The organism is Arthrobacter sp. HS15c (assembly GCF_040812005.1).
In the GTDB taxonomy this organism is placed as follows: domain Bacteria; phylum Actinomycetota; class Actinomycetes; order Actinomycetales; family Micrococcaceae; genus Arthrobacter.
The window spans coordinates 495,566-519,538 of sequence record NZ_JBFOHM010000001.1 but is presented as its reverse complement, the minus strand read 5'-3'; the positions used below and the strand labels follow the sequence as shown (position 1 = coordinate 519,538).

Sequence of the window (23,973 nt, the reverse complement as noted above, 5' to 3'; positions counted from 1 at the left end):
CAAATTCCGGAAATACCGCGCTGTTCCCCGCAGCAGCAGCCCCTCAGGCATTCGATGCTCCTGCCTTTGATGCCGCATCAAAGGCATTGCCCAGCAAAATTGCCAACGAATTGGTACACCCCATCGTGCATGCCCTCTCTCCGGCCAAAATGTACGTTTGCTGTCATGATAATTGACTTTTCGCATGCGAATATCGAAAAGGCGTGTCATCAGACGTTCATCCCTTGTAGCGTAGAGGCAGTTGGAGTGAATACGGCATTGGCGCTGGGCTGATGGGGGGCCGCTTTCACCTGGCATGGGGATAGCAATGGACGATCTTGGAGTAGCGGTAGTCATCGAAGATGATGCTGACGTGCGTAACCTTCTTGAAGGTGTGCTCAGCCAGGCGGGTTTTGAAGTCCATACCGCCGCGGACGGGCGGGAAGGCGTGGAAGTGGTCCGACATAAGCAGGCCAATGTCGTGACCCTGGACATCGGCCTTCCGGACATTGACGGCTTTGAAGTGCTGCGTCGGATCAGGAACTTCAGCGATGCCTACGTCGTGATGCTGACAGGCAGGACCGAAGAGCCGGATCTGCTGTCGGCGCTGAATGCGGGGGCCGACGACTACATCTCGAAGCCGTTCCGCCCACGCGAGCTGCGGGCGCGTGTGGCGGCAATGATGCGCCGGCCGCGGCATGAAATCAAGGTCCAGGATCCGGAGGCGTGGCCTTCCGGTCCCGTGCAGGCCGCGCCCTTGGCAAACACCGGAGTCCTCCACCACAACGGGCTGATCCTTGACCACCGGACGCGTTCAGTGGCCATTCACGGAGAACAGCTTGGGCTTACGCGCAGCGAATTTGACCTCCTCCACGTGCTGCTGCGCGGCGGCGGGGCCGTTTGTACGCGCTCGGACCTGGTCCGCGCGGTGCGGGGTGATCTCTATGAGGAGGACGCCTACATCAGCGAGGCTGACGAGCGGGCCGTGGAGGTCCACATCGGCAACCTCAGGCGCAAGCTGAAGGAGGATCCTGCAGCTCCGCGGTGGCTGCAGACCGTGCGGGGAGTCGGCTACAGGCTGGCGCCGAAGCGGCCGGAGCAGCGTTAGGCACGGTGCCTGGCTTGGAGGGGGTGGCCGGGCCTATTCGTTCTTCAGGTAGTTCGCCTGAAGCTCGGAGACGGTCCGGTCCCCGTGTTCGGCGACGCGCTCCATCAGGGCCTGGCCCTGGCCAAAGTCGCCTTGCCGGATGACGGTTTCGAGCATCTCGGCCAGCCGGGCCAGCCGGAGGCCCCCCACCATGGCGGACGTGATCCTCAGGCTGATGATGGCGTCCAGGGCGGAGGCCCGGTCCTGGTTCTCCACGGCGAGGGCCAGCCGGCTATAACGCTGGTCCCACATAGCGGCGTAATCACGGGCGAACCGAAGGGCGAGTTCTGCACCGTCCAGCTGCTCCTCCAGGTCCTCCAGAATGCCTGAGTCCACCAACGGCAGAAGTTCGTCCAGTTCCTGCAGGATTCCGGCGTCCGCCATACCTCCAGAGGCAGCGGGCAAGGGAACCGCGGGGATTCCCTTATCGCCGGTGCCTGAGTCTGGAGTGTGCATGGTACAAGGCTACTTCCTGATTATTTCCAAAAGCTTGATTTAGGGAGATCCTGAGGAAAGCTTGAGGGACCTTGACCTGGCGGGACTTAATGGCTACTGACTGCTAAACGTCACGATGGTGTTGATGACGGCGGGACCAAGAATTGCGATAAAAAGCACCGGGAAGATGAAGAACAGCAGCGGGAAAAGGATCATGACGGGCAGCTTCATGGCCTTTTCCTCCGCGCGCTGGCGCCGTTTCACGCGCATCACCTTGGCCTGGACCCGGAGGACCCGGCTGATGGCAATACCGTATGTGTCAGCCTGGACTATGGCCTGGACGAAGCTGCGCAGTTCCGGGATGTTGGTGCGGTCGGCGAGGGCAAGGTATGACTCCCGGCGACTTCTGCCAACCTGCATGTCCTGCAGTGTTCGGACCAGCTCCTCCGCCAGTGGTCCCTTGCCGTTCTCACCGGCGCGGGCCATGGCCCCTTCAAAACCGAGCCCGGCCTCCACCGAGATCAGCATCTGGTCCAGGGTGTTCGCGAGTTCGAGCTGCATGACCTTCTGGCGTTCCATGCCTTTGCTGTAAAGCATCAGATCGGGAATAAAGTAGCCAAGGAACAGGACAAAAATGCCGGCCAGCTTCATCATCGGCGTGCTTGCCACGGCGATGAGGTAGGCGCCAAGGGCAACAGAGACCAGTCCGAGGGCCAGCTTGGATGCGAGCACTTTCCCCAGGGGCATCGAGGCAGGCCTGCCCGCCAGCGAAAGCAGCCGGTCGAGGAAGGCCACGTAGCGTGACGGAGTCAGAACGCGCCCAATGGCCTCGAAGAGACTCCTCCGCGCCGGAGGCGCCGCGGCCGCGACAAAAACGCCCCGGTTGAGGAGTTCGGCGGTGGCGGTGCGTCCCTGTTTGTCGGCGGTCAGGACTGACCAGACCAGTCCCGCCGCGGGGATGCAGACCAGGAGGACGGCGAGAAGAATGATGGGGCTCATGGGTCCTCAGAACTTCAGGTCGATGATCTTGCGCATCCAGAGTGCGCCGATCGTCATGAGGACAAAGGATGCCCCGATCATGACGAAGCCCAGGGGATGGGTGAACATCGAGTTCATGTAATTGGGACTGACGGAAAGCAGCATGGCCACAATGCCAAAAGGCATGGCGATGAGGATATAGGCGGAGAACTTGCCTTCGGCGGCGAGGGCCTTGATGTGGCCCTTGATTTCGCTGCGCTCGCGGATGGTCTCGTTGACCTGGTCGAGGACGTCGGCGAGGTTTCCGCCCACTTCGCGGTTGATCTGGATGGCCTGGGCGATCCAGACAAAGTCCTCGTTCTTCATCCTCAGGGCGGTGTCGTTGAGCGCTGCCAGGAGGTCCCGGCCGAGGCTGGTCTCCGTGATCACGCGCCGCATTTCCTCCGAGGTGGGTTTCTGGGATTCGCTGGCGGCAGCATCGATGGCGCGCAGGACACTGTGGCCGGCGCGGAGGCCTCCCGCGAGGAGCTGCAGCGTGTCGCCGAGCTGGCTGTCAAACTTGGCCCGCCGCTTCCCGGACAGGAACGACAGGACCAGGTGGCCCACAAAGGGAGACAGTATCGCCAGGAGCAGACCGACCAGCGGCCCCACAGCGACGAGGCCCACGAGGAAGCCCACGCAGGCGCCCGCCGCAACCAGGATGAGGAACTCTGCCTGGCTCAGCCGGAGCCCGGCCTGCTCCAGGTCGTTGCGCGAGAACAGCCGGAGGCTTCGGCCGGCGAGGATCCGCTCAAACGATGCCACGGCGGATCCGGCGAAGCGGGTCAGCGGTGAGGCCGGATCCTGCTCAAAGGGACGGCGTCGTTCCAGGGGAACCTCGGGGATGCCGGGGACAAGCACGGCAACGCCCAGCAGGCTGATAGCGGCCAGCAAAACGGCGATTCCGATCGCAAGCATCAGGTCACCTCGCAACCGGGGAGAGGGAACCGGCGAAGACGGCCGGCGAGACGTGGATGCCGAGGTCTTCGAAGCGGTCGATGAACCGGGGACGGATGCCGGTGGGGACGGGCTTGCCGAGGAACCGGCCGTGGGCGTCCATCCCGGCCGAGTAGTCGAAAACGAAGGCGTCCTGGAGGGTCACGATGTCCCCTTCCATGCCCTGGACTTCGGTGACGTGGGTGATCCGGCGGGAGCCGTCGCGCAGGCGGGAAATCTGGACGATGAGGTTCACAGCGGAGGCGATCTGCTCGCGGATGGCCCGCAGCGGCAGGTCCATGCCAGCCATCAGGACCAGGGTTTCCAGGCGGGCCACCGCGTCCCGGGGGGAGTTGGAGTGCACCGTGGAGAGCGACCCGTCGTGGCCGGTGTTCATGGCCTGCAGCATGTCCAGGGACTCGCCGCCGCGGACTTCGCCCACTACGATCCGGTCCGGGCGCATACGCAGGGAGTTGCGCAGCAGCTCACGGATGGTCACCTCTCCTTTGCCTTCCGTGTTCGGCGGGCGGCTTTCCAGCCGGACCACGTGCTGCTGCTGGATCTGGAGCTCGACGGCGTCCTCGATGGTCACGATGCGTTCGTCGGCGGGGAGGAATGAGGAGAGGACGTTGAGCAGCGTGGTCTTTCCGGTGCCGGTCCCGCCGGAGACGATGATGTTCAGCTTGGCCTTGACGCAGGCGTCCAGGAGTTCGGCCATCTCGGGCGTCAGAGTACCGAAGTCGATCAGGTTGCGGACCGTGAGGGGGACCTTGCTGAACTTGCGGATGGTCAGCGACGATCCGCCTACCGACAGCGGTGGAATGACGGCGTTGACGCGGGAGCCGTCCTCGAGGCGGGCGTCGACCAGCGGTGACGACTCGTCGATCCGGCGCCCCACCTTGGACACAATGCGCTCGATGACCTTCCGCAGGTGTTCCTCGGAGCTGAACCGGGACTCGGTGAGCGTCAGCTTTCCCTTGCGCTCGACGTAGATCTGATCCATCCGGTTGACCATGATTTCCGTGACCGAGGGATCGTCCAGGAGGCGCTGCAGCGGCCCGTAGCCAAGGACGTCGTCCGCCACGTCGCGGACCAGGCGGGTGCGCTCGTCCGGCGTGAGGGGGACCTGCTCGGCATCGATGATGCGGATGAGCTCCTCTTTGGCGGTGCTCCGGAGTTCCTGTTCGGTGACGGAGGCGTCGTTAAAGCGCGCGCCCATCCGCGCGAACAGGGCGGTGGCCGCACGCTGCTTCATGGCGGCGAAGACGTCCACGGGCTGAGCTTTGGGTGCCTGCGGCGTTGGTGCCTGCGCCGGTGGTGCCGGGTCTGGTGAAGTGGCGTGTGAAAGTACGACGGCGGCAGGCTGCGTTCCAGCCGGTGGCTCCACCCGCGCGGCGCTCGCCGCATGCGGCGGCACTGAGGTGCGTACCGGCGTCGTACCTTTTACGGCAGGATGTACCGCGACAGCCGGGTGGGCGGCCTGGTTCCGGTCCTGGACCGTTTGGATCCGTTCGGAGAGTTTCATCAGATGACCACCCTTCGGTGAAGCTTGCGTTGGGCCTGGGTCCGCCATACCGGGTTGAACCGCTCGACGAGCTGCTTGAGGCTTTTCACGGCAGGGTCCTTCTTGGATTCCTGCAGGACGGGGATTCCGCGGTTGGTGGAGAGCGCGACCGCGCGGGAGCGGGGGATGCTGACGTCCACCGGGGCGCCGACGGTGGACTCGACGTCCTGCACGGTGAGGCCGGCCTTGGAGTCGGCCATGTTGAGGACCACGTGCCGGGACTCTGGCAGGATTTCCAGCTGCCGCAGGACCTCGAGGCCGGACCGCAGGCCGCGGAGGCTGGGGATGTCCATGGCGCTGACCCACACGGCGTCGGTGCACTGTTCCAGCGCGGCGATCCCGATTTCGGGCAGGCCCGGGGCGGTGTCCAGCACCACGTACTGGAACTCCTGTGCCAGCTGCTCCAGCAGGTGGGTGATCTGATCAGGCGTGATGTTGTCCGCGTCGACGGGGTTCGGCGGGGCGCACAGGGCGTAGATGCCGGCGGGGTGGACCGTGAGGAAGGCCTTGAGCACCAGGGAGTCCTGGGCTGCGGCCGGCGAGACGGCGTCGGTGACGGTGTGTTCCGGGTTGAGGTAGAGGCCGGAGGCGACGTCGCCGAACTGCAGGTCAAGGTCCACAATGACCACGCTCATGGGCGCGATCTGGCCGAGGCCGATGGCGATGTTGGTGGCGAGGGTTGTTTTGCCCACGCCGCCCTTGGGCGAGAATACGCCGATGACCAGGCCCTTTCCCGCGTTTTCGGCGGGAGGGGCGTCGTGGTTCCGATGGCGGGTGGCGAACGACTGGCAGGCGCGTTCCAGGAGGACCCGGATTTCGGCGGCATCGGCGTTGGGGCTGAGGATGTCCCGGATTCCCGCCCGCATGGCATGCAGCAGGTAGGCGGGATCAGCCTCGCTGACCAGGACCAGGCTGAGCCCGGGCAGCTGGACGTCGAAGACCTTGGCGAAGCGCAGTGCTTCGTCGAGGGGCACGTCCGGTCCGATGATGAGGACCTCCGGCTGCTCCTGGTTCAGGAGGGCAAAAAGCTCCTGGGGACCGGCAGGAAGAATGTCCGACGCGATCGTCTGGACGGTGCCGCGGAGGCCGTTGGCCACCGCGTGGCGGAGGCGCTGGTCGAACTCGGCATTGGGGGAGAGAAGGATGAAGCGGCTCACTTGTAGACCACTTCCTTGCGTTCGACGCGGGGGCCGTTGTCCTGCGCGTCGAGGGGTTCCTTGGTGAGCCAGATGCGGCCGAACTCGGAGGCAAAAACGATCTTGCCGGCGTCGACGTCGTTGACCGCGACGGTGAGGAGCAGCGAGCCCTCCGGCAGGGCCGTGTCCGCCGGGTCCGTGCCGTCCGCCGGCTTCTCCGAGGGGGCGGCCTGCGGGGCGCGCTGGACAGCGGTGACAAGGGCTTTGTGGACGGTGAGTTGGGTAGTGGCGTCCTCGGCCTTCGCTTTGTAGGCCCCGGCTTCGAAGGAGAGGAAGAAGCCGACGTGGTCGCCCACGTTGATGCGTCCGCCGACGACGCGTTTCGGCTCTACCTCGAAGGAAACTTCCTGCAGGCCCGCTGGAACCTGGGCGCCGCCGTCGGTCTTAACCTCTTCCGGGGCGACCAGCCGTTCGGCGAGGAGCTGCTCGCCGGGGACGAGGTCCACCGCGCTGACGGTTCCCGCGGATTTGTCCAGGTTGCTGAGCGCGGTGTCTGCGACGCCGGCGGCCGGCACCTTCTCGATGACCAGGGAGGCGGCCATCTCGTTGACCGGCGTGCCGGCCGGGATGGCGGTTTTGACCACGAGGACGTCCACGGGCTTGGTGGTGGCCATGGCCCGCTGGTCGGCACCCTGGGCGTAGAAGACGATGATGAGTGCACCCACAACTGCCAACGCAATCGCAGCCGTTCCTGCCACTAGGCGAGACTTCACTTTTACTCCTGGTTGCGTTGTGGGTGTAACTAAAGGCTGAGGCGGACCACGGTGGCGCCGTATTCGTCTACCGGTCCTAGCGTGTAACCGTCGGCAAGGGAGACATACTTGACGAACTTGCCGATGACTCCGCGGCAGTCGCCTTTGCATTCGGTCGCCGTGGTGACACCGGTAGCGGTCGATTTTTCGCTGCGGAATTCGTAGGGAAGGCCTGCGTTTCCGCTGAACTTCCAGCCGGTGACTTCGAAGGCGGCAAAGGAAATGAGGCTATAGACGGCTCCCGCTCCCGTTCCTGTGACTTTGTTATAGACCGGCAGCAGCACCGTGATTTTCCGGCCTGCCGTGATTTCTGCGCCCCACCGGTTCAGCTCGGCGGCACAGTGTCCCGGGGCGTTGTTGCCGGTGTCGCTGCCGCCCTCGCCGACCTTGATGTCGATGGTGCCTCCGCATTTGCCGGCGTCCGGTGCCAGCCAGCCGAAGCCGCCTGCCACCGCGGCACCGGAGGGCCCATAATTGCAATCCGGGTTGGCGTTGTTGCCATGGTCCTGCAGGAGTTGCATTGCACCGCCCACGTAACCCTTGACCTGGCAGATGGAGAAGGCGAGGGGGAAGGCCGTGCGTCCGGCCTGGGGACTGCCCCATACGGCGGACGAGTGGGCTGCGACCTCTTTGGTGGGGACGCCCAGGACGCCTGCGAAGAACAAGGAGACAGAGTTGTCTACGCCGCCTGTTTCCTTTGCTGACGTCTGAACGGTCACTGTTCGTGCCGTTTTGTCGAGGTTGATGTCGTGTACCTTGCTCAAGCCATCCAGCGCATTCTGGTTGGCGAGGCTGCCGGCGAGGGTCGATGTCGTCGAACACAGCGTGTCAGTGGAGTCCCGGGCGCACTTCTGGGCCGTGGCGATGGCTGCCGCGTCCGCACCGCTTTGCAGCTGCGCACGTTCGGAGTAGATGGCGCCGACGTCGACGGCGATGGCCACAAAGCCGAGGAGGGCCACCATCAGAAGGGCCACGATGACTGTGATGCCGCCTTCTTCGGTGGATTCCGCTGGTTTCAGCCGCCGCACAGCATGACTCCTTTGCCCGTCATCGGGAATGGTCCGGCGATGCCGGTGATGGTGGACAGGTTGTACTTGATCGTGAGTGTCACCTGGGCACCAGTGCTGCACGTGCTGGTGCTGAGGGTGACGTCCGAGGCGGGGATTGAGGAGCTCACGCTCGCGGCGGCGGCTATGGCTTTCTTCTTCGCCTCGACCGGGTCGTTGGCGATGGCCATGACCCGGACGCCGTCGCGGGCTGCATTGGTGAGCGTGATCTGAGCGTTGTAGGCGCGGCCAAATTCTATGGTTCCGAGGACCAGCATCAGCAGCAGAGGAAGCAGGATGGCGAACTCTACGGCGACTGCACCGCGTTCTGATCGGTCACGCATCCGGGGCTCATCTTCCGCTGGGGCTGGGTCACTTTGGCGGGGCGCGCTTGTGCGGTGCAGGTACGCCTCCTGCACCGCACATGGGCGCTGTGCGCTTACGTTGCCGGCGGAGTTGTTGCGGGAGCCGTCGGAGTCTTGATCTTCGTATCGACGGTGTCAAAGAGCCCGTCGAGAGTTCCGCCCAATGTGCTGACGGCAACGATGATGACAACGGCGATGAGCGCGACCATGATGCCGTATTCGACGGCGGTGGCACCCTTCTCTTCGTTGCGAAGGCGGATCATGAGGTTGGTGTAAAGAGAAAGCATTTGAACTCCTGAGCGAGTCGGATGGCTGGCCCTGCACCAGCTCTAAATCGAAGTTAGCAAGCCGATTCGACCCATTGACGGGATCTTGGAACATCCTGCGCAAACGCTTTCCCTCATGCGCATTTGCTGTGCGATTCGGTGGGTGATGCTGTGGAAATGCTTGGAATTGAGAATGTCCGGGCACGCAGGCGGACCCCCTCGGTTCTGGGTGCCGAGGGGGTCCGGTTCTTGGGGCGCCGGATGGCGCGGTGGGTCGGGCTGTCGGGTTACGGAATTCCGAGGGCCGTCTGCACGCCTGTGGAGAGGCCCATGAAAACACCGTTGAGAGACGTTCCGAAAATGCCTACTCCGGCAACGATCACTATGGCAATGAACCCCAGTAGGACGCTGTATTCGGTAGCCGTTGCGCCCTTCTCCGGGGTCCAGATGCCCCTAAGAAGAGTCCAGGCGTAGCTCAGATGCTCTGACAGGTGTTTCATTTCTTCCTCCTTAGGAGAATGCCGCGGCGATGTTCATTACCGCAGGGCCGAGCAAGATGATGAACAGCGTTGGGAAGATGAAGAAGATGAGCGGGAACAGAATCTTCACCGGGATCTTCATGGCATGCTCCTCAGCGCGTTGACGACGCTTCATGCGCATTTCTTTCGCTTGGATCTTCAGCACCTTCGCGATGGCGATGCCATAGGCGTCGGCCTGAACGATGGAGCGGATGAAGCTGCGGAGGTCCGGCACGTCCGCCCTATCGGACATTGCCAGGTAGGCTTCCTTGCGCGAGCGTCCTACCTGCATGTCCTGGAGCGTGCGAATGAACTCATCTGCCAAGGGCCCAGAACCGTTCTGGGAGGCGCGCGCCATGGCGGCTTCGAAGCCCAACCCTGCCTGAACGGAGATGAGCATCTGATCGAGCGTGTTTGGCAATTCCTGTTGGATCGCCTTCCTGCGCTTCTCCGCGTTGCTCCGCAGCAACAGGTCCGGAGCAAAGTAGCCAAACGCAACGGCTGCAAGCAGGATAGCGACGCGGATGGGACTCGGCGACGCCAGCAAAAAGACGAGTCCAAAGACTCCTGCGCCAAGTCCGAGCAGAGGCTTTACGGCCAGAAGCCGTTCAAGAGGCCACTCCTTGGGACGGCCGACTCCAGCGAGCTGCTTGTCCAACCAGGCCGCATAGCTGCCTGGAGTAATCCGGCGGGTCATGCCGCTGAATTGTATTGCGAGGCTCGGACGCGTGGTGTCTCGAGCCCTTTGTCCCAGGTTGGCCTGAATGTTGCGGATGGCAACGCGATCCGTGGCAAAGGCCATCCATACCAGGAAGGAGATGGGAAGAACGATGGCGAGCATGGCGCCAAGTGCTATGGGTGACATGTTGCCCCTCCTAATACTTCGGCTTGATAAGTCGGCTGAGCCAGAATCCGCCAGCCGTCAACATCACGCCGGCAGCGCCCAACATCAGGTAGCCCGGAACCGTGGTGGTAAAGGTCTTGGAGTACTGGGGGTTGATAAAAATCAGTGCAAAGAACAGCACAATGGGAAGCCCCATGAGGACCGCGGCAGACATTTTGCCTTCGGCGCTAAGTGCCTTCACTTGCCTCGTGATTTGGTTGCGGTCGCGTATGGTCTCGCCGACGTGGTCCAAGACTTCGGCCAGGTCCCCGCCAACTTCCCGGTGAATCTCAATGGCTTGGGAGATCCAGGAGAAGTCCTCGCTCCCTGTTCGTTTGGAGACGTCAATCATCGATTCCCCCAGGTCCCGCCCAATCCTCGTCTCGTTGATGATTCGGCTGAGTTCCTCGGACATCGGGGCATCAGACTCCTGCGCCGATGCATCGATAGCCCTAAGGAGGCTGTGCCCGGCGCGCATGCTTCCGGTCAGCATCTGCAGAGTATCGGGCAGTTGCTCATCGAACTTGCTCTGCCGCTTGGAGGTTAGCAGGGACAAGTACGCCATCATCCCGGCGGGGACGGCACCGAGCAGAAGAATGGCAACGAGAATTCCACCTAAGAAAAATCCCACAACCGAGCCGACAAATGCCCCAGCGCCCATCATCAGCAGGAAGTTGGCAGGCTGGGTTTTCAGGCCGGCCCTTTCCAGCTTTTCGCGATCCACCAGGAAACCGCTTCGTGCCTTGAGTCGCTTGTTGATCACACCTACTGCGGAATCCGTGAGCCGCGTCAGTCCCGATGCCGTCATAACCTCATCCGGACGACGCCGCGAAACGGGTATCACGTTTTGGCTTTTCAGGACGACGGCGAACAGGATAATGCCGGCCGCGAAGACTAACAGAATTCCAACCACGAACAGGCTGGCCGGGACTTCCGGGGCCTCCATCATCGGCTCCTGGCTGCCTGTGCGCCGAACACTGAGGGAGAGATCTTTATCCCAAGTTCAGCGAATCTGTCCGTGAACCGCGGCCGAACACCCGTAGGAATCGGCTTGCCAAGGAACCGCCCATTGGCATCTATGCCGGCCGAGTAGTCGAAGACGAACGCGTCCTGGAGGGTCACAATGTCACCCTCCATTCCTTGCACCTCGGTAACATGCGTGACGCGGCGGGACCCATCGCGGAGCCGCGAAATATGAACAATCAAGTTCACGGCGGAGGCAATCTGTTCGCGGATGGCCCGAAGGGGAAGGTCCATGCCGGCCATCAATACCAGGGTTTCCAGACGTGCCACAGCGTCACGGGGTGAATTTGCGTGGACGGTTGAAATCGAGCCGTCGTGGCCTGTGTTCATTGCCTGAAGCATGTCCAGGGACTCGCCACCGCGGACTTCACCAACAACGATCCGATCAGGTCGCATGCGCAGCGAGTTGCGCACCAGGTCACGGATTGAAACTTCACCCTTGCCTTCGATGTTGGGTGGGCGGCTTTCCAAACGGACCACGTGATCCTGCTGAAGTTGCAGTTCCACGGCGTCCTCGATGGTCACAATGCGGTCCGTGGCAGGGATGAATGACGACAGAACATTCAACATGGTGGTCTTGCCAGTACCGGTACCACCGGAGACGATGATGTTCATCTTCGCCAAAACGCACGCTTGAAGCAGTTCCGCCATCTCAGGGGAAAGGCTTCCAAAACCAATAAGTTTCTCAACAGTCAGCGCTTCCCGTGCGAATTTTCGGATGGTCAGCGACGCCCCGTTGACAGCAAGAGGCGGGATGATGGCGTTGACGCGGGAACCGTCCGACAGGCGGGCGTCGACCAATGGCGAGGATTCGTCGATGCGCCGTCCGATGCGCGTGACGATGCGTTCAATGACTTTTCGCAGTGCCTCTTCGTTGGCGAACTTGGTGTCAGTCATGAACAACTGACCATGACGCTCAACATAGATCTGATCTGCACGGTTGACCATGATTTCCGTGACACTCGGGTCGTCAAGATACCGCTGCAAAGGACCGTGGCCCAGGACGTCGTCAATGATCTCGCGGGTAAGGCGCTGCCGTTCACCGGTGGAGAGGGGAACTTGTTCCTCATCAACTACTGCCTTCAGTTCGTCTTTCACAAACTGATGCAGCTCGGACTCTTCCATTGACGAATCGGTAATCCGCGACCCCAGACGCTCGTACAAAGCCTGGCTCGCCCGTTCTTTAAGCGCGGTGAGCGCCTCGCTGGCATTCCCGGAGGTGACCTGAAAGCTCGTAGGTGCCGCCGATGCCTGCTCTGCGGCCTGGGCCTGCTGAATCGAGCTCAAGGTGGATGGTGGCGGCGCTGGCGCTGTTGGCGTGTCGATCTGGGCCACGTCAACGTCGTCATTGCGCAACTTGGCAAATCGGTTAGAAAGGTTCATGACACTACCACCCTTCGGTGCAGCTTCTTGTGGGGTGCTTCCCAATTGGGTTTAAATCGTTCGACGAGTTGCCGAAGGCCCTTCGCGGCACCATCCCGGCTCCCGTCCTGTAGGAGTGGTACGCCCTTGTTCGTAGAGAACGGAACAGCACGGGAGCGGGGAAGGACGACATCGACCGGCGCGCCGATGGTCGCTTCGACGTCCTGGACTGTCAGTCCGGTCTTGCGGTCTGCCATGTTCAGCACGACGTGCCTGTTGTCCGGAAGCAGATCGAGTTCCGACAGAATCTGGAACCCAGTGCGTAGTCCACGGATGCTGGGAATGTCCATGCCGCACACCCACACTGCGTCCGTTGCCTGTTCCAGGGTTGCCAGGACATGTTCGCCAAGACCCGGCGCCGTGTCCACAACCACATATTGGAATTCTGAACGCAGCTGGCGCAGGAGATGGCTTACGTGTTCGCCGTTGATCCTGTCCATGTCGATAGGGTTACGCGGCGCGCAGAGCGCGTAGATGCTTCCTGGATGAACGGACAGATAGGTTTTCAGAACCATTGAGTCCTGGCTGGCTGCACCAACAACCGCATCCGTAATAGTAAATTCCGGTTCAAGCATGAGGCCGCTCGCGACGTCCCCGAACTGGAGGTCTAGGTCAACAATGACGACGCTCATGGGGGCAATCTGGCCCAATCCGATCGCCAGGTTGCTGGCAATCGTCGTTTTGCCCACCCCTCCCTTGGGAGACATGACCGCGACGATTCGGCCGCCTTCGGCATTGGGACCCTCAGATGCTGTCGGGGCCAAACCCCGCCTGCGGCCGGCCGCTGCGAGGCTAGCCCTTTCCACCAGGGCCCGCACAGCATCAGAGTCGGCCGACGGTGAAAGGATGTCCCTGATGCCTGATCGCATTGCATTCAATGCGGTTTCGCCGTCATCCTCGGACGTAAGAACGATGCTGATCTCCGGATACTGAAGGTCCATGACGGCTGCGAACTTTAGGGCTTCATCCAGGGGAAGCCCTGGCCCTAGGATTAGGACCTCGGGGGGTTCTCCAGTCTGCTGCCGAAGAATGTCCTCAGGAGCTTCCGGCAGGTAGGCCGCCTGATAAAACTGCAGGGAACCGCGGAGCGGGGCAATGGCACCCCGGACTCGCCGATCATAGTCAGCCGATGGGGAGATCAGGACGAAGCGGCTCATCGGAATACCTTTGTCTGATTGACTACTCCGCTGGTGCCTTCGGTCGCGTCGGCTGGCTCCTTCGAGAGGTAGATTTTCCCGAACTCGGTGGCATACACCAACTTTTCGGCGTCAACGGCGTTCGTCGCGAAGGTGATCAGGTAAGAATCGCTGGAGGTCTGTTTGTTGTCGCTATCTGCCTTGAGCGCGCCCTGCGAGCTTGCCTGTGTCGTTTGGGCCTGTGTTTGAGCCGGAGCGCCGGAACTGAACTGAACTGCCGTGACCAGCACTTTGTGAAAGGTCAGCTGCGTCCCGTTGCCGCTAGCGGCTGGAGCGTCTGCAGTAGCCGCTGCGCCATCGCCGAGGGAAATAAACACGCCAACCGTGTTGCCGGCCTGGATTTGGCCGCCTACGACGCGCTCGATGCCGAGCCGAACAGTAATTTCCTGCAACCCAGCTGGGACAGCAACACGGGCAGGCCCCAGGAATGCGCTGGCGTCAACCATTCGGCTGTTCAGGAGTTGCTCCCCCGGGACAAGGGCCACGGAAGTAACCTTCGAACCCAAGGCGCCAATGTCGTCAACCCTGTCAGTAGCCACTGCGGTCCGTGGTACTGCCTTGGCCACGACATACTGACCGAGCTGGCTGGCCGGCGTGCCAGCGGGCACTTCCTGCTTGACCACCAGTACGTCTTCAGTTTCGGTATTTGCTAGAGCCCGACGATCGGCGCCCTGTACGTAATTGAATAGAAGGACTGTGCCAATGATTGCGACAACCAATGCGGCGATGCCTCCCAGTAGGCGTGCTTTCATTTCTACTTCCCCTTAGTTGGAACTACTTGATGAGTCGGATTTCAGAGGTGCCGAGGTCAACGCCACCCGGGACGAAGCTTCCGGAGCCAATGGCGGTGAACGTGACAAACTGGCCGATAATGCAGCGGTCGTTGCCGCCGCTGCAGGCCAGGGCACTGTTCATCCCCGGGTCGTTGGCAGCGTTACGGAACTCGTAAACTCCGTTGTTACCGAACTTCCAGCCCCAGATTTTGAACGTGGCGTAGCCGATAACATTGAAGGTGGCGTTTTGGCCTGTGCCGCTAGCGACATCGAAGACAGGAAAAGGTACCTTGACTTCTCCGCCGGCGAGCAGAGTGGTCTTCCAGGTGCCTAGGATGGTCGCGCAGCCGCTAGGTGGGTTGTTGCCGGGATCTGATCCCATTTCGTTGGTGCCAACCTGGGTGGTGGCTTCGCAAGGCGAGCTCTCATCCAGCCAGCCCCAGCCGCCCGGGATCTGCGTTCCGGATGGGCCTGTGCACGTACCGCCTGGCTTGTAGGACATCTTCTGCACGTCCGCCGTCTGGCTTCCTGAGGTCAGGTTGAAGCAGTTGTCAGATAAAGCCAACGGGAACCCGGAACCACTGCCAGGGACGCCGAAGCCAGCCGTCGCCTGAGCGCCCACCGTTACTGGGCCGGCGTTGATGGCATTTGCGAACAGGTTCGTCAAATAGCTGGATGAGCCATTCTTTGTGGAAGTAGTGACCGTAACTAGGCCGGCTTGCGAGAGGTCGACGGCCGCGGTACTGGCGGCGTCGTTCGAGTTGGAATCGGCCAAGTTATCGGCCAAAGCGGTATTGCAGGTGCCTTGCTTGCAACTCAGGGCCACGGCGAGGGCTCCAGCGTCGGCACCGTTCTGCAGCTGAGCTCGCTCGGAATAGATTTGGCCGACGTCTACGGCCACCGCGCCGGCTCCGACGAGTACGAGCATCATAACTGCGACGACCACACCCGCTGCTCCGCTTTCGCCAGAGTTCATGGATCTTATCCGATTGATCAGCCGCCGCATTGCATGGCTCCTTTGCCGTTGAGAGTTAGCGAAGACCCGAAGAACCCCGTTAGGGGTGTGCCGGTGTAGGTCACAGTCACGACGGCATTCGCAGTCGGTGTTGCCGTGGGACATGTTGCGGCGGAGTAGTCGAAGGTAAGTAGATTGCTGTTGATGGAAGGTGCCCCTGCCTTGCCGGCGGCAGTGGCCTTCACCGAGTCTTTTGTAATAGCCATCGTCCGGGCTGCCTCGCGGGATGCCTGAGTCACAGAAACCTGGACGTTGTAGGCATTCGAGAACTCGACAACCGCGATAATCAGCGCGATGAGGATCGGAGCTACGAGCGCGAATTCGACGGCTACTGCACCTCGTTCGCCGTTATCGGAAGTTCTGTGGCTGCGTTTCAAAGGGTCCCCCTGGACGGTTGCAGCTTGAAATAAGTGCGGTGTGCCGCGCCGTGGCGCGGCACACCGTTTTGGACCTGACCTACCAGTTGCCGACAGTCGTAGCCAGGCTGCTAAAGAAGGTCTGCAGGTTAGTTCCGAAAAGTGTGACTCCGGCTACGATCACTAGCGCGATGAGTCCCACCAGAAGCGAATACTCAGTCGCCGTAGCACCCTTTTCGTTGGAGAAGATCGCCCGAACACTAATGGCGAGCCGCTGAAGAGAAGACGTGAACTTAGACACGATTCCGAGCCTTCCTAGTCGACTTCTGGTTACCAGTTGCCGACCTTGACGGCGAGGCTGCTGAAGAAAGTCTGGAGGTTGGTACCAAACAGCGTCACGCCGGCGACGATGACCAGGGCGATGAGTCCGACGAGCAGTGAGTACTCTGTCGCGGTGGCACCCTTTTCAGAGGAGAAACGATCCTTGACGCCGGCAACGAAGGCCATCATTGAGACCATGAGAGAAGTCATTGTATTTTCCTTAATTCGATGAAATTGATTTGGATACTTTCAACGAATTTCCAGCTGCCCCCATAATTCCTTAGCGGCTGGACTTCGCTAAGAAAAGATTGGCACTGGCATTTCACGACAACAATGCGTAGTGGTACTCGACTTTCTCACGGTCGCTTATAGCGCGTACTTGGAAGCGGAGAGTGAGTACTCAGAAGAAATCTCTCATTTCCGCGGGACTACTTGGACGGAACCCGGCCCTTTAATCGGGAAAAGTGGCGCAAGCAACGTGGCACTAAGACGCAAAGAGCGCGATGACAGCGACGGCGGCGACCATGGATGGCCCATGGGCCACCTCTGAAGCATGTTCTGGTCGCTTTCGTGTAACAACGAATAGCGCCAAGATCCCGTTGAAGACGAAGCCCAACAGTGCGCCGTACAGCACGTGCATCCAACCTAGGTAGCCCAGGTAGAGGCCGAGAGGCGCCGCAAGCTTTACGTCTCCCAATCCGACGGATCCGGGAGAAATGAGGGCAAGAAGAAGATAAGCGACGAACAGAATTGCACCCCCGGCGGCCGCACGGACGATGTCCGACCCTGGGGAGCCAGTAAGAATCGACGAAGCGAAAAGAGATGCGCTGCCAAAAACAAGTATGAGAACTAAGGGATTCGGCAGCACGTGCAGGGCTATATCGATGCGTGCGAGTTGGACGCCAAGTACGGCCAAGAGCATGAAGGCCGGCAGTGCGGGATCGCTGGCAAATCTGAAGACGAATGCGCAGCTGACTAGACCAGTCAGTATCGCCGTCATGAGTCTGATGTGAGCTTCAGGCAGCTCTCCAAGTCGGGGGAGGAACCTGACGATCAGTAGTTCGGAGAGCATCGAGAGGGCAGCTCCCAGAAGTCCCATGCCGGCCGCGACAAGCAGTCCGTTTACGCTGGTTAGCTCCAAAGAAGTCACCTAGTCCCCCCGCGTGCGTCAGGCCGGTTGGTTGTGAATGAGCCTCCGGCTACCCCATTTTGACCCCGGTGCCCGCTTCAAGCTAATATTGGTAGTCGTTGTGCGTGTCCTTTCTCGATGATGCGTGCCCGCTTGAGAATCCGGTTGCAGGATAACTACTCAACGAGCACATTCGAGTCCTCAGGATGACTGGTTACATAGAGCCCTCACCTCTGTTCCGGTAGCGCATAGATAGTAGGTGCACACGCTATGAGTGACACCTAAACAAGAACGCCAGAACAAGAACGAGGCAAAAACCGTGCGTACGTACACCCCGAAGCCCGGCGATATCAACCGCCAGTGGCACGTCATTGACGCCACAGACGTTGTCCTTGGTCGTCTTGCCAGCCAGACCGCAATCCTGCTGCGCGGCAAGCACAAGGCCACCTTTGCGTCCCACATGGACATGGGCGACTTCGTCATTATCATCAACGCCGAGAAAGTTGCTCTGACCGGCGCCAAGCTGGAGCAGAAGCGCGCATACCGCCACTCCGGCTACCCGGGCGGCCTGACCTCCGTCAACTACGCGGAACTCCTGGAGTCCAACCCGGTCCGCGCCGTTGAGAAGGCCATCAAGGGCATGCTCCCCAAGAACTCCCTTGCTGCACAGCAGCTGGGCAAGCTGAAGGTGTACCGCGGTGCGGAGCACCCCCACGCCGCGCAGCAGCCCAAGACTTTCGAAATCACCCAGGTCGCCCAGTAGTCCTGGCCACCAAACAACTTATCTATACAAGGAGAACCGTGGCTCAGAACGAAGAGACCACCGAAGCCGTTGAGGCTGAGGAAACCCTGACCAGCTACACCTCTGAAAGCTCAGCTGCAGATGCAGCTGCGCCGAAGAAGGAACGTCCGGCCCTGACCGTCGCCGGCGCAGCAGTTGGCCGCCGCAAGGAAGCTGTCGCCCGTGTTCGCGTTGTGCCGGGTTCCGGCAAGTGGACTATCAACGGCCGCGCGCTGGACAACTACTTCCCGAACAAGCTGCACCAGCAGGACGTCAACGAACCCTTCAAGATCCTGGATCTCGAAGGCGCCTACGACGTCATTGCCCGCATCCACGGTGGCGGCATCTCCGGCCAGGCCGGCGCCCTGCGCCTCGGCATCGCCCGTTCACTGAACGAGATCGACGTCGAGAACAACCGCGCCACGCTGAAGAAGGCCGGTTACCTCTCCCGTGACGCCCGCGTCATCGAGCGCAAGAAGGCCGGTCTCAAGAAGGCCCGCAAGGCTCAGCAGTACTCCAAGCGCTAAGTCCGCTTGCACGGAAGCCCGTCCCGCCATTGGCGGGGCGGGCTTTTGTCGTACAGGAGCATTCTGTGAATAGTCGCGCGTGGCATGGCCCTACCCGGTTATGGGACCAGTGCATTTTTGGCTCTATTGTGATTTGAGAAGGCGCAAATCGTACACAGTTGTCCCATCAATAACTGTGTATACGAATCTAGATTTCACCCAGTCCGAAATTTCAATGAGCGTGATGCTTCGGCCCGGTAAGTTTAGGTGATCCTCATGCCATATAAGAAAGCAAATATCGCCTCGTTCCACGATTTGTTGGAATTCCGCCAGAGTTGGTGCTGGGTCGGTGCCTGCAAAGCCACCGAGGGGCAGCACTGCCCGCGACGTAGCGAGCTGTAGCTTGGCAGCGGATTGGGACGGATAAGTTGCGGCCCCCCATGTACAGGAGTCCGTGTCTCTCGCTAAAGCGGTCAAATGTGGTCCAGGATCAAATCCGAACCCCATGTCGTACGCCCATGCAGGCTCATGCTGGCTGACCGACTCCAAGAACCTGCTGATCGATGACGCACTCTTAGTAGCGGGGCCGGACAAGGGATTCGACCCGCTGTGCGCGACCGTAGTTGTGTACAGCGCTGTAGCCAACGGGGCTGCGATTAGGCCGACAGCGGATAAGGCGCACGCAAGGACGTTGATCCAGTTGGCAGGCGGCTTGACGGCGAGAAGTACCGCTCCAGCCAGGCCCGCAGTCAAAATGGTGGTTGTCAGCCCTAGATGCCACCCTTCCGCTGCGTTCATGAGCGCCCAAGCAATGAGCGAGCCGCTTAGTACCGTGAACGATGCCATCAGCCTGGCCCACAGCTTGGATTTTAGGCTGAGCAACGACTCGATGCCCAGGCCGATGATGAGGGCCAGCGGCGGTGCCAGTGTTGCCGTGTAGTAGGTGTGGATGCCGTCACCCATAAAAGAGAGCATGAAGTACGTCGTAAGGAACCATGTTACGGAAATGATCAGCGTGGCCCTGCGGGTAGGACTGTCGGAAAGGTTCCGCCATGCCACCACGATCCACAAGCATGATAGAAGACCAGCGGCCAGTAGCCAGCCGGCCTCCTGAAAGAAGTTGGTGTTGAGCAAGCGAAAGAGTCCTGCGTCGCTGTCGGAGGACTTGAATTGCGATGGAATGAGACCCACTGTGGGATCCTTCGCCATGGGAATTATGCGGTTGAGGCCGTTGTAGGCAAGAGTGAGCTGAACCGCGCTGTTGTTGGTGGAGCCTCCAATGTAAGGCCGGTCAGTGGGCGCAATAAGCTCCACAGCGGTCATCCAGAAACCTGCGGTGACCGTCAGGGTTGCGAGTCCAACGCAGCACGTCCGTATCTTGTGCCACCACGCCGTTGGGCTGCACACGACGAAGGCAACCGCCAGAGCGGGAAGGCTAATCATCGCCTGGAGTTGTTTGGTCATGAAACCGAGGCCGAGGAAAATCCCCGCCCACGCGAAATAATTAGCTTTGCCAGATTCAACCGTTCGAATCACCAAGTAGGCACCCGCCACCATGAGCAACAACATCAAGGGATCTGGGTTGTTGTACCTAGAGAGCAGCGTGATTATCGGTGTCGTAAAGAAGACCAAGGCGGACGCAAGCGCGGCAACCGGCGAGAAGCTGCGACGTATCACTAAGTAAACCAATAGTGTGGTCATCACGCCTATTACAGCCTGAGGTATGAGAACACTCTCAGGTGATAATCCAAACAATCTTGCAGAGATTCCCATGATCCAAAGGCTCAACGGAGGCTTGTCTACGGTAATAGAATTTCCCCAGTCGGAGGAACCGAAGAAAAAGGCCTTCCAGTCCATCGTGCCCGCTTGCACCGCCGCGGAATAGAAGGAATTTGCCCAGCCGTTGATACCGATGTTGCCGATATATAGCACAGCATTCGAGAGGAGTATTACGAGCAAGGTGGGGCGCTCCCAGACGGGGTGATCCGCTGGGCCCTTGAAAACTCTACGAATGGCCAAGATTGCACCCGACATTGTCGCGGACTTGGTGCCGCTAGTAGTTGGGGTCGACCCGCGGGCGGGCTCAGTGCCGGAGATCGTAGATTCTGACGTTGTCAACGATCTGCTCCTCAAAGTTGTCGTCTACCCAGCGCGAAATCTGAAGCGTCTCTGCACTCAGCTCGTTCCTGTCTATGAGATCCTGCTGCCAGATGAAGTATCCGATCCGTCCATCAGCGACTAGGCCCCTGAATTGGGCCGGTGTAGGAGCAGGGTCGGTTCCAAGCCAGCCACCGAGCGGGATGACGGGCATGCCGGATTCGAGTTGATAAATTGCCGCGTTCTGCGCCGAGTATGTGGCCGCACCCCACACTTGCTCACCCCTGGTTTGGCGGATTAAGCCCACAACAGCTGCCGGAGGTGTGGAGCCATAGGCAATCTGCAGGGCCCACGCCGGCTTTCCCCCTCGAGCGGCCAGAAGCAGCCGCGACATCGCCATTGGATCGTTCGCAACTGGACCAGACTGTGGATTTGTACCCTTTTGTGGGACCGAAAGCGTATACAGGTTCGCTCCCACGGGCCCGAGCATGAAGCCGACCGCAACGACGCAAGCGGTGACACGGCACGACCGCACAGACGCGGCGCACAACCAACCAGCGGTGGCAACAGCGCCAGCGGAGATTACCAGTACGCGAAACCATACTGGCCATTCGTCACTGTAATTGAGCACACGGATGGTCATATAGGTTGCGGACCCTACGATAACTCCTCCCACGAGGCGGAGGATCAACCTGTCTCTTGTTCGCCAGAGCGCGGATAAACCGATTGGCAGTACCAAAGCCATAGGAGCAGCCAGAGAGAACGTGTAGTAAGTGTGGATCATCGAACCCATGAAACAAAGCAATAAGAAGGTGGTTATGAACCATGTCACGGCGAGAACCGCAACCTTCCTTGCTAGTCTGTTGAAGTTCAGGCTCCGGTTCAAGACAATCAGTACGATGGATACGGCAATAGCCGGAAACAGGAGCCAAGCGATCTCTGGAGCAAAGTTGCCGTCGAAAATTCGAGAGAATCCCCCGTTGTATGTAGCAAGCTCGTCCTGCGATGACGACCGGCTCCCGTTAATATTCATGGGAATCTGAATAAATCGAGCAAGGCCGTTGTAGTCCAGCGTCAATTCAATTGCGCTGTTGGTGCTGGAGCCACCAATGTAAGGCCTGCTTGAAGGGGGCGTCAGTTCAACAGCTACAAGCCAGGCCGCTGAAGTTCCCAGCAGTGATAAAGCCGCTACTAGAAGCTGACGAAGGCGGCTTGGTATAGACCCTGAGCCGAAACCGAGGACTGTCACACACAAGGCAGGAATCACCACGAACGCTTGAATCTGTTTGGCCATAAAAGCCAGGCCTAGTAGAAGCCCGGCTGCGGCAAAAAACCGCAGCCAGCCCCTCTCAATCCCCCGGATAGTTACGGCCACGGCTGCGACCGTCAGCAACCCCATGAGGGGTTCGGGGTTGTTGTACCGGGACATCAGGAAAACTACCGGCGTTGTGGCATATATTGCGCCGCCCAACAACGCTGGTGCAGCGCCAAATCCGCGCCTAAGGATGCGGTAGATAAGGAACGTGGTGGCCACGCCCATGATGGCTTGAGGAACGATGATTGCCCAGCTGCTAAGACCAAACAAGCGAACGGACAGTGACATCACCCAGATGCTGAGCGGTGTCTTGTCCACAGTGATGAGGTTGCCCCACTCAAAAGATCCGAAGAGGAAGGCCTTCCAGTCCTGAGATCCGGCCTGTGCAGCCGCTGAGTAGTAGGGGTTCGCCCAACCATTCTTTTCCAAGCCCCAAAGAAATGATGCCGCTGTTGCTACCAGCAGGACAACTAGCCCGACTTTGTCCCAGGGCACTGAACTGGGAGCAGTTTGGACGCCCTCAGGGGCCGCTACCCGGCCCGCCTCCGTGGTGCTCAACGGATTGGCTGTCCAGTGGCAGGCCGCAGCGCCAACAGCGCGGAGCGTGCATCAACCTGACGGACCCGGAAGACCCACAGCCGGAGGAGAACAAACCTCATCAGCGTTGCGAATACGTTGGCGGCAGTCAGGGTTAGGAGTTCTGCGCTCGGGCCAGCATCCAGATTTACGGCATGAAGCACCAACAGCGACGAGGACGTGATGGTCCACGCGAGCAAAAAGACGATGAGCCCCTGGAACTGCTGGGTGAACAGTTTCGCTGGCCCGCTGATGCCAAACGTGAATTTCCGGTTGGCCGCGGTGTTGCCCACGGCGGTGATAAGCAAGGCCAAGAAGTTCGCTTCCTGGGCGCCGAACGGTCCTTGCAGCATCAAGTAGAGCAGCGCGAAGGCCAGGGTTGAGAACACACCAACAAGGCCAAACCTGATCACCTGGCCAAAGAAACTTGGCCGGCCAGGAGTCACTATCGGCCGACGGCCAAGTTCGGCGTAGATCGCCTGTACCGGAATGGAACCCTTCACCAGGGAGCCGGCGACTCGGACCATACCGCGCAGGTCGTCGAGGGCGGTCTGCTTGATGTCCACCCGGCTGTCCGGATCATCCACCCAGTCAACGGGAATCTCGTGGATACGCAAACCGGAACGTTCGGCAATAATCAGCAGCTCTGTATCGAAGAACCAGCCGTTGTCTTCTACATGCGGAAGTAAACGACGGGCAACATCCGCACGAATCGCTTTGAACCCGCACTGCGCATCAGAAAAGCGGACCTGCATTGTCCGCCGAAGCAGGAAATTGTAGAACCGTGAAATGAATTCCCGCTTAGGTCCGCGACTTACCCGTGAGCTTTGGCCAAGGCGCGTTCCAATTGATATATCGGAATGTCCCGAAAGCAGAGGAGCCACCAGCGGAGGCAGTGCGGCGAGGTCTGTAGAGAGGTCCACGTCCAGGTACGCCAGGACTTTCGCCTCGGAGGCGCCCCAGGCATCCCGAAGAGCGAATCCGCGTCCTTTGACCTCAAGGCGGCGATACTCGACATTTGGCAGCGTCTCGCTGAGTCGAGTCGCAATCACCGGAGTCCGATCGGTGCTTGCGTTGTCGGCGATGGTTATTTTCCACGTCGAAGGCATTTCGTGCGTCAGATATTCGGCGAGCCTTGAGATGCTGTTTTCGAGTACGGCTTCCTCATTGAAAACCGGTACTACAATTTCGAGCGCCAAGCCCCCATAGCTAGGTGTCATGCATGAAGAGTAGGGGCGCCGAAAGGTCGGGGGCGAGGCTTTCCGGCAAAGACAGGTACAGAACAAGAAAACCAAGTAGTCCTCATGATCGGCCTTCACCGAGGACAGGTATTGGGGCCGATGGAACAGGTAGGCAGGC

General features: G+C 60.3%; 26 protein-coding genes. 3 read left to right on the top strand and 23 right to left on the bottom strand.

Features of this window, described 5'->3' with window-relative positions; translation table 11 throughout:
- Window positions 1-307: 307 nt before the first annotated feature.
- Window positions 308-1,087, top strand: coding sequence for a response regulator transcription factor (locus ABV518_RS02355; RefSeq protein ID WP_367765221.1), 780 nt, complete (start codon window positions 308-310; stop codon window positions 1,085-1,087).
- A 33-nt stretch (window positions 1,088-1,120) separates the two neighbouring features.
- Here the strand turns inward: ABV518_RS02355 and ABV518_RS02350 are convergent, their stop codons facing one another.
- The 20 genes from ABV518_RS02350 to ABV518_RS02255 form a co-directional block, all read right to left on the bottom strand.
- Window positions 1,121-1,582: an Hpt domain-containing protein gene (locus ABV518_RS02350; RefSeq protein ID WP_367765220.1), complete on the bottom strand. Its 462-nt coding sequence runs from the start codon at window positions 1,580-1,582 to the stop codon at window positions 1,121-1,123.
- A gap of 93 nt (window positions 1,583-1,675) precedes the next feature.
- Window positions 1,676-2,560 (bottom strand): type II secretion system F family protein, encoded by an 885-nt coding sequence (locus ABV518_RS02345; protein WP_367765219.1) that lies wholly within the window; start codon window positions 2,558-2,560, stop codon window positions 1,676-1,678.
- A 6-nt stretch (window positions 2,561-2,566) separates the two neighbouring features.
- The gene (locus tag ABV518_RS02340; protein ID WP_367765330.1) at window positions 2,567-3,499 is read right to left on the bottom strand and encodes a type II secretion system F family protein; all 933 of its coding nucleotides are present in this window, start codon (window positions 3,497-3,499) and stop codon (window positions 2,567-2,569) included.
- Window position 3,500: 1 nt separating this feature from the next.
- Window positions 3,501-5,039: a CpaF family protein gene (locus ABV518_RS02335; RefSeq protein ID WP_367765218.1), complete on the bottom strand. Its 1,539-nt coding sequence runs from the start codon at window positions 5,037-5,039 to the stop codon at window positions 3,501-3,503.
- The gene (locus tag ABV518_RS02330) at window positions 5,039-6,235 is read right to left on the bottom strand and encodes a CpaE family protein (protein ID WP_367765217.1); all 1,197 of its coding nucleotides are present in this window, start codon (window positions 6,233-6,235) and stop codon (window positions 5,039-5,041) included. Before ABV518_RS02330 ends, ABV518_RS02335 begins: the two co-directional genes overlap by 1 nt.
- The gene (locus ABV518_RS02325; RefSeq protein ID WP_367765216.1) at window positions 6,232-6,987 is read right to left on the bottom strand and encodes a Flp pilus assembly protein CpaB; all 756 of its coding nucleotides are present in this window, start codon (window positions 6,985-6,987) and stop codon (window positions 6,232-6,234) included. Before ABV518_RS02325 ends, ABV518_RS02330 begins: the two co-directional genes overlap by 4 nt.
- 29 nt (window positions 6,988-7,016) lie before the next feature.
- Entirely contained in the window at window positions 7,017-8,054 is a 1,038-nt protein-coding gene (locus tag ABV518_RS02320) for a pilus assembly protein TadG-related protein (protein WP_367765215.1), read from the bottom strand.
- Window positions 8,042-8,416, bottom strand: coding sequence for a TadE/TadG family type IV pilus assembly protein (locus ABV518_RS02315; protein ID WP_367765214.1), 375 nt, complete (start codon window positions 8,414-8,416; stop codon window positions 8,042-8,044). Before ABV518_RS02315 ends, ABV518_RS02320 begins: the two co-directional genes overlap by 13 nt.
- Before the next feature lie 95 nt (window positions 8,417-8,511).
- Window positions 8,512-8,724 carry a Flp family type IVb pilin gene (locus tag ABV518_RS02310; protein WP_367765213.1) on the bottom strand — a complete coding sequence of 71 codons (213 nt, stop codon included), beginning with the start codon at window positions 8,722-8,724 and terminating at the stop codon, window positions 8,512-8,514.
- Between the two features lie 266 nt (window positions 8,725-8,990).
- Window positions 8,991-9,203, bottom strand: coding sequence for a Flp family type IVb pilin (locus ABV518_RS02305; RefSeq protein ID WP_367765212.1), 213 nt, complete (start codon window positions 9,201-9,203; stop codon window positions 8,991-8,993).
- Between the two features lie 10 nt (window positions 9,204-9,213).
- Complete coding sequence (locus tag ABV518_RS02300) at window positions 9,214-10,086, bottom strand: type II secretion system F family protein (protein ID WP_367765211.1); 873 nt, start codon at window positions 10,084-10,086, stop codon at window positions 9,214-9,216.
- Window positions 10,087-10,096: 10 nt separating this feature from the next.
- Complete coding sequence (locus ABV518_RS02295) at window positions 10,097-11,050, bottom strand: type II secretion system F family protein (RefSeq protein ID WP_367765210.1); 954 nt, start codon at window positions 11,048-11,050, stop codon at window positions 10,097-10,099.
- Window positions 11,050-12,510, bottom strand: a complete 1,461-nt coding sequence (locus ABV518_RS02290) for a CpaF family protein (RefSeq protein ID WP_367765209.1) — start codon at window positions 12,508-12,510, stop codon at window positions 11,050-11,052. The genes ABV518_RS02295 and ABV518_RS02290 overlap by 1 nt, the downstream gene beginning before the upstream one ends.
- On the bottom strand, window positions 12,507-13,706 hold the full coding sequence (locus tag ABV518_RS02285; RefSeq protein ID WP_367765208.1) for a CpaE family protein: 1,200 nt from the start codon (window positions 13,704-13,706) through the stop codon (window positions 12,507-12,509). Before ABV518_RS02285 ends, ABV518_RS02290 begins: the two co-directional genes overlap by 4 nt.
- Complete coding sequence (locus ABV518_RS02280; protein ID WP_367765207.1) at window positions 13,703-14,497, bottom strand: Flp pilus assembly protein CpaB; 795 nt, start codon at window positions 14,495-14,497, stop codon at window positions 13,703-13,705. Before ABV518_RS02280 ends, ABV518_RS02285 begins: the two co-directional genes overlap by 4 nt.
- 22 nt (window positions 14,498-14,519) lie before the next feature.
- On the bottom strand, window positions 14,520-15,524 hold the full coding sequence (locus ABV518_RS02275) for a pilus assembly protein TadG-related protein (RefSeq protein ID WP_367765206.1): 1,005 nt from the start codon (window positions 15,522-15,524) through the stop codon (window positions 14,520-14,522).
- The gene (locus ABV518_RS02270) at window positions 15,512-15,910 is read right to left on the bottom strand and encodes a TadE/TadG family type IV pilus assembly protein (RefSeq protein ID WP_367765205.1); all 399 of its coding nucleotides are present in this window, start codon (window positions 15,908-15,910) and stop codon (window positions 15,512-15,514) included. Before ABV518_RS02270 ends, ABV518_RS02275 begins: the two co-directional genes overlap by 13 nt.
- A 79-nt stretch (window positions 15,911-15,989) precedes the next feature.
- Entirely contained in the window at window positions 15,990-16,190 is a 201-nt protein-coding gene (locus ABV518_RS02265; RefSeq protein WP_367765204.1) for a Flp family type IVb pilin, read from the bottom strand.
- A gap of 29 nt (window positions 16,191-16,219) precedes the next feature.
- A complete protein-coding gene (locus tag ABV518_RS02260; protein ID WP_367765203.1) occupies window positions 16,220-16,420 on the bottom strand; it encodes a Flp family type IVb pilin in 201 nt (66 codons plus the stop codon).
- A 274-nt stretch (window positions 16,421-16,694) separates the two neighbouring features.
- Complete coding sequence (locus tag ABV518_RS02255; RefSeq protein ID WP_367765202.1) at window positions 16,695-17,351, bottom strand: prepilin peptidase; 657 nt, start codon at window positions 17,349-17,351, stop codon at window positions 16,695-16,697.
- A gap of 307 nt (window positions 17,352-17,658) precedes the next feature.
- Here ABV518_RS02255 and rplM point away from each other — a divergent pair, with 307 nt between their 5' ends.
- Together rplM and rpsI are read left to right on the top strand one after the other, a co-directional pair.
- Entirely contained in the window at window positions 17,659-18,102 is a 444-nt protein-coding gene (gene rplM / locus ABV518_RS02250; protein WP_015937805.1) for a 50S ribosomal protein L13, read from the top strand.
- A gap of 38 nt (window positions 18,103-18,140) precedes the next feature.
- Window positions 18,141-18,647, top strand: coding sequence for a 30S ribosomal protein S9 (gene rpsI / locus ABV518_RS02245; protein ID WP_050684362.1), 507 nt, complete (start codon window positions 18,141-18,143; stop codon window positions 18,645-18,647).
- A gap of 123 nt (window positions 18,648-18,770) precedes the next feature.
- Here rpsI and ABV518_RS02240 read toward each other — a convergent pair whose 3' ends face one another.
- The 3 genes from ABV518_RS02240 to ABV518_RS02230 form a co-directional block, all read right to left on the bottom strand.
- Complete coding sequence (locus tag ABV518_RS02240; RefSeq protein ID WP_367765201.1) at window positions 18,771-20,558, bottom strand: ArnT family glycosyltransferase; 1,788 nt, start codon at window positions 20,556-20,558, stop codon at window positions 18,771-18,773.
- 151 nt (window positions 20,559-20,709) lie between these two features.
- Window positions 20,710-22,596: an ArnT family glycosyltransferase gene (locus tag ABV518_RS02235; RefSeq protein ID WP_367765200.1), complete on the bottom strand. Its 1,887-nt coding sequence runs from the start codon at window positions 22,594-22,596 to the stop codon at window positions 20,710-20,712.
- Window positions 22,593-23,834 (bottom strand): glycosyltransferase, encoded by a 1,242-nt coding sequence (locus tag ABV518_RS02230; RefSeq protein ID WP_367765199.1) that lies wholly within the window; start codon window positions 23,832-23,834, stop codon window positions 22,593-22,595. Before ABV518_RS02230 ends, ABV518_RS02235 begins: the two co-directional genes overlap by 4 nt.
- Window positions 23,835-23,973: the final 139 nt, after the last annotated feature.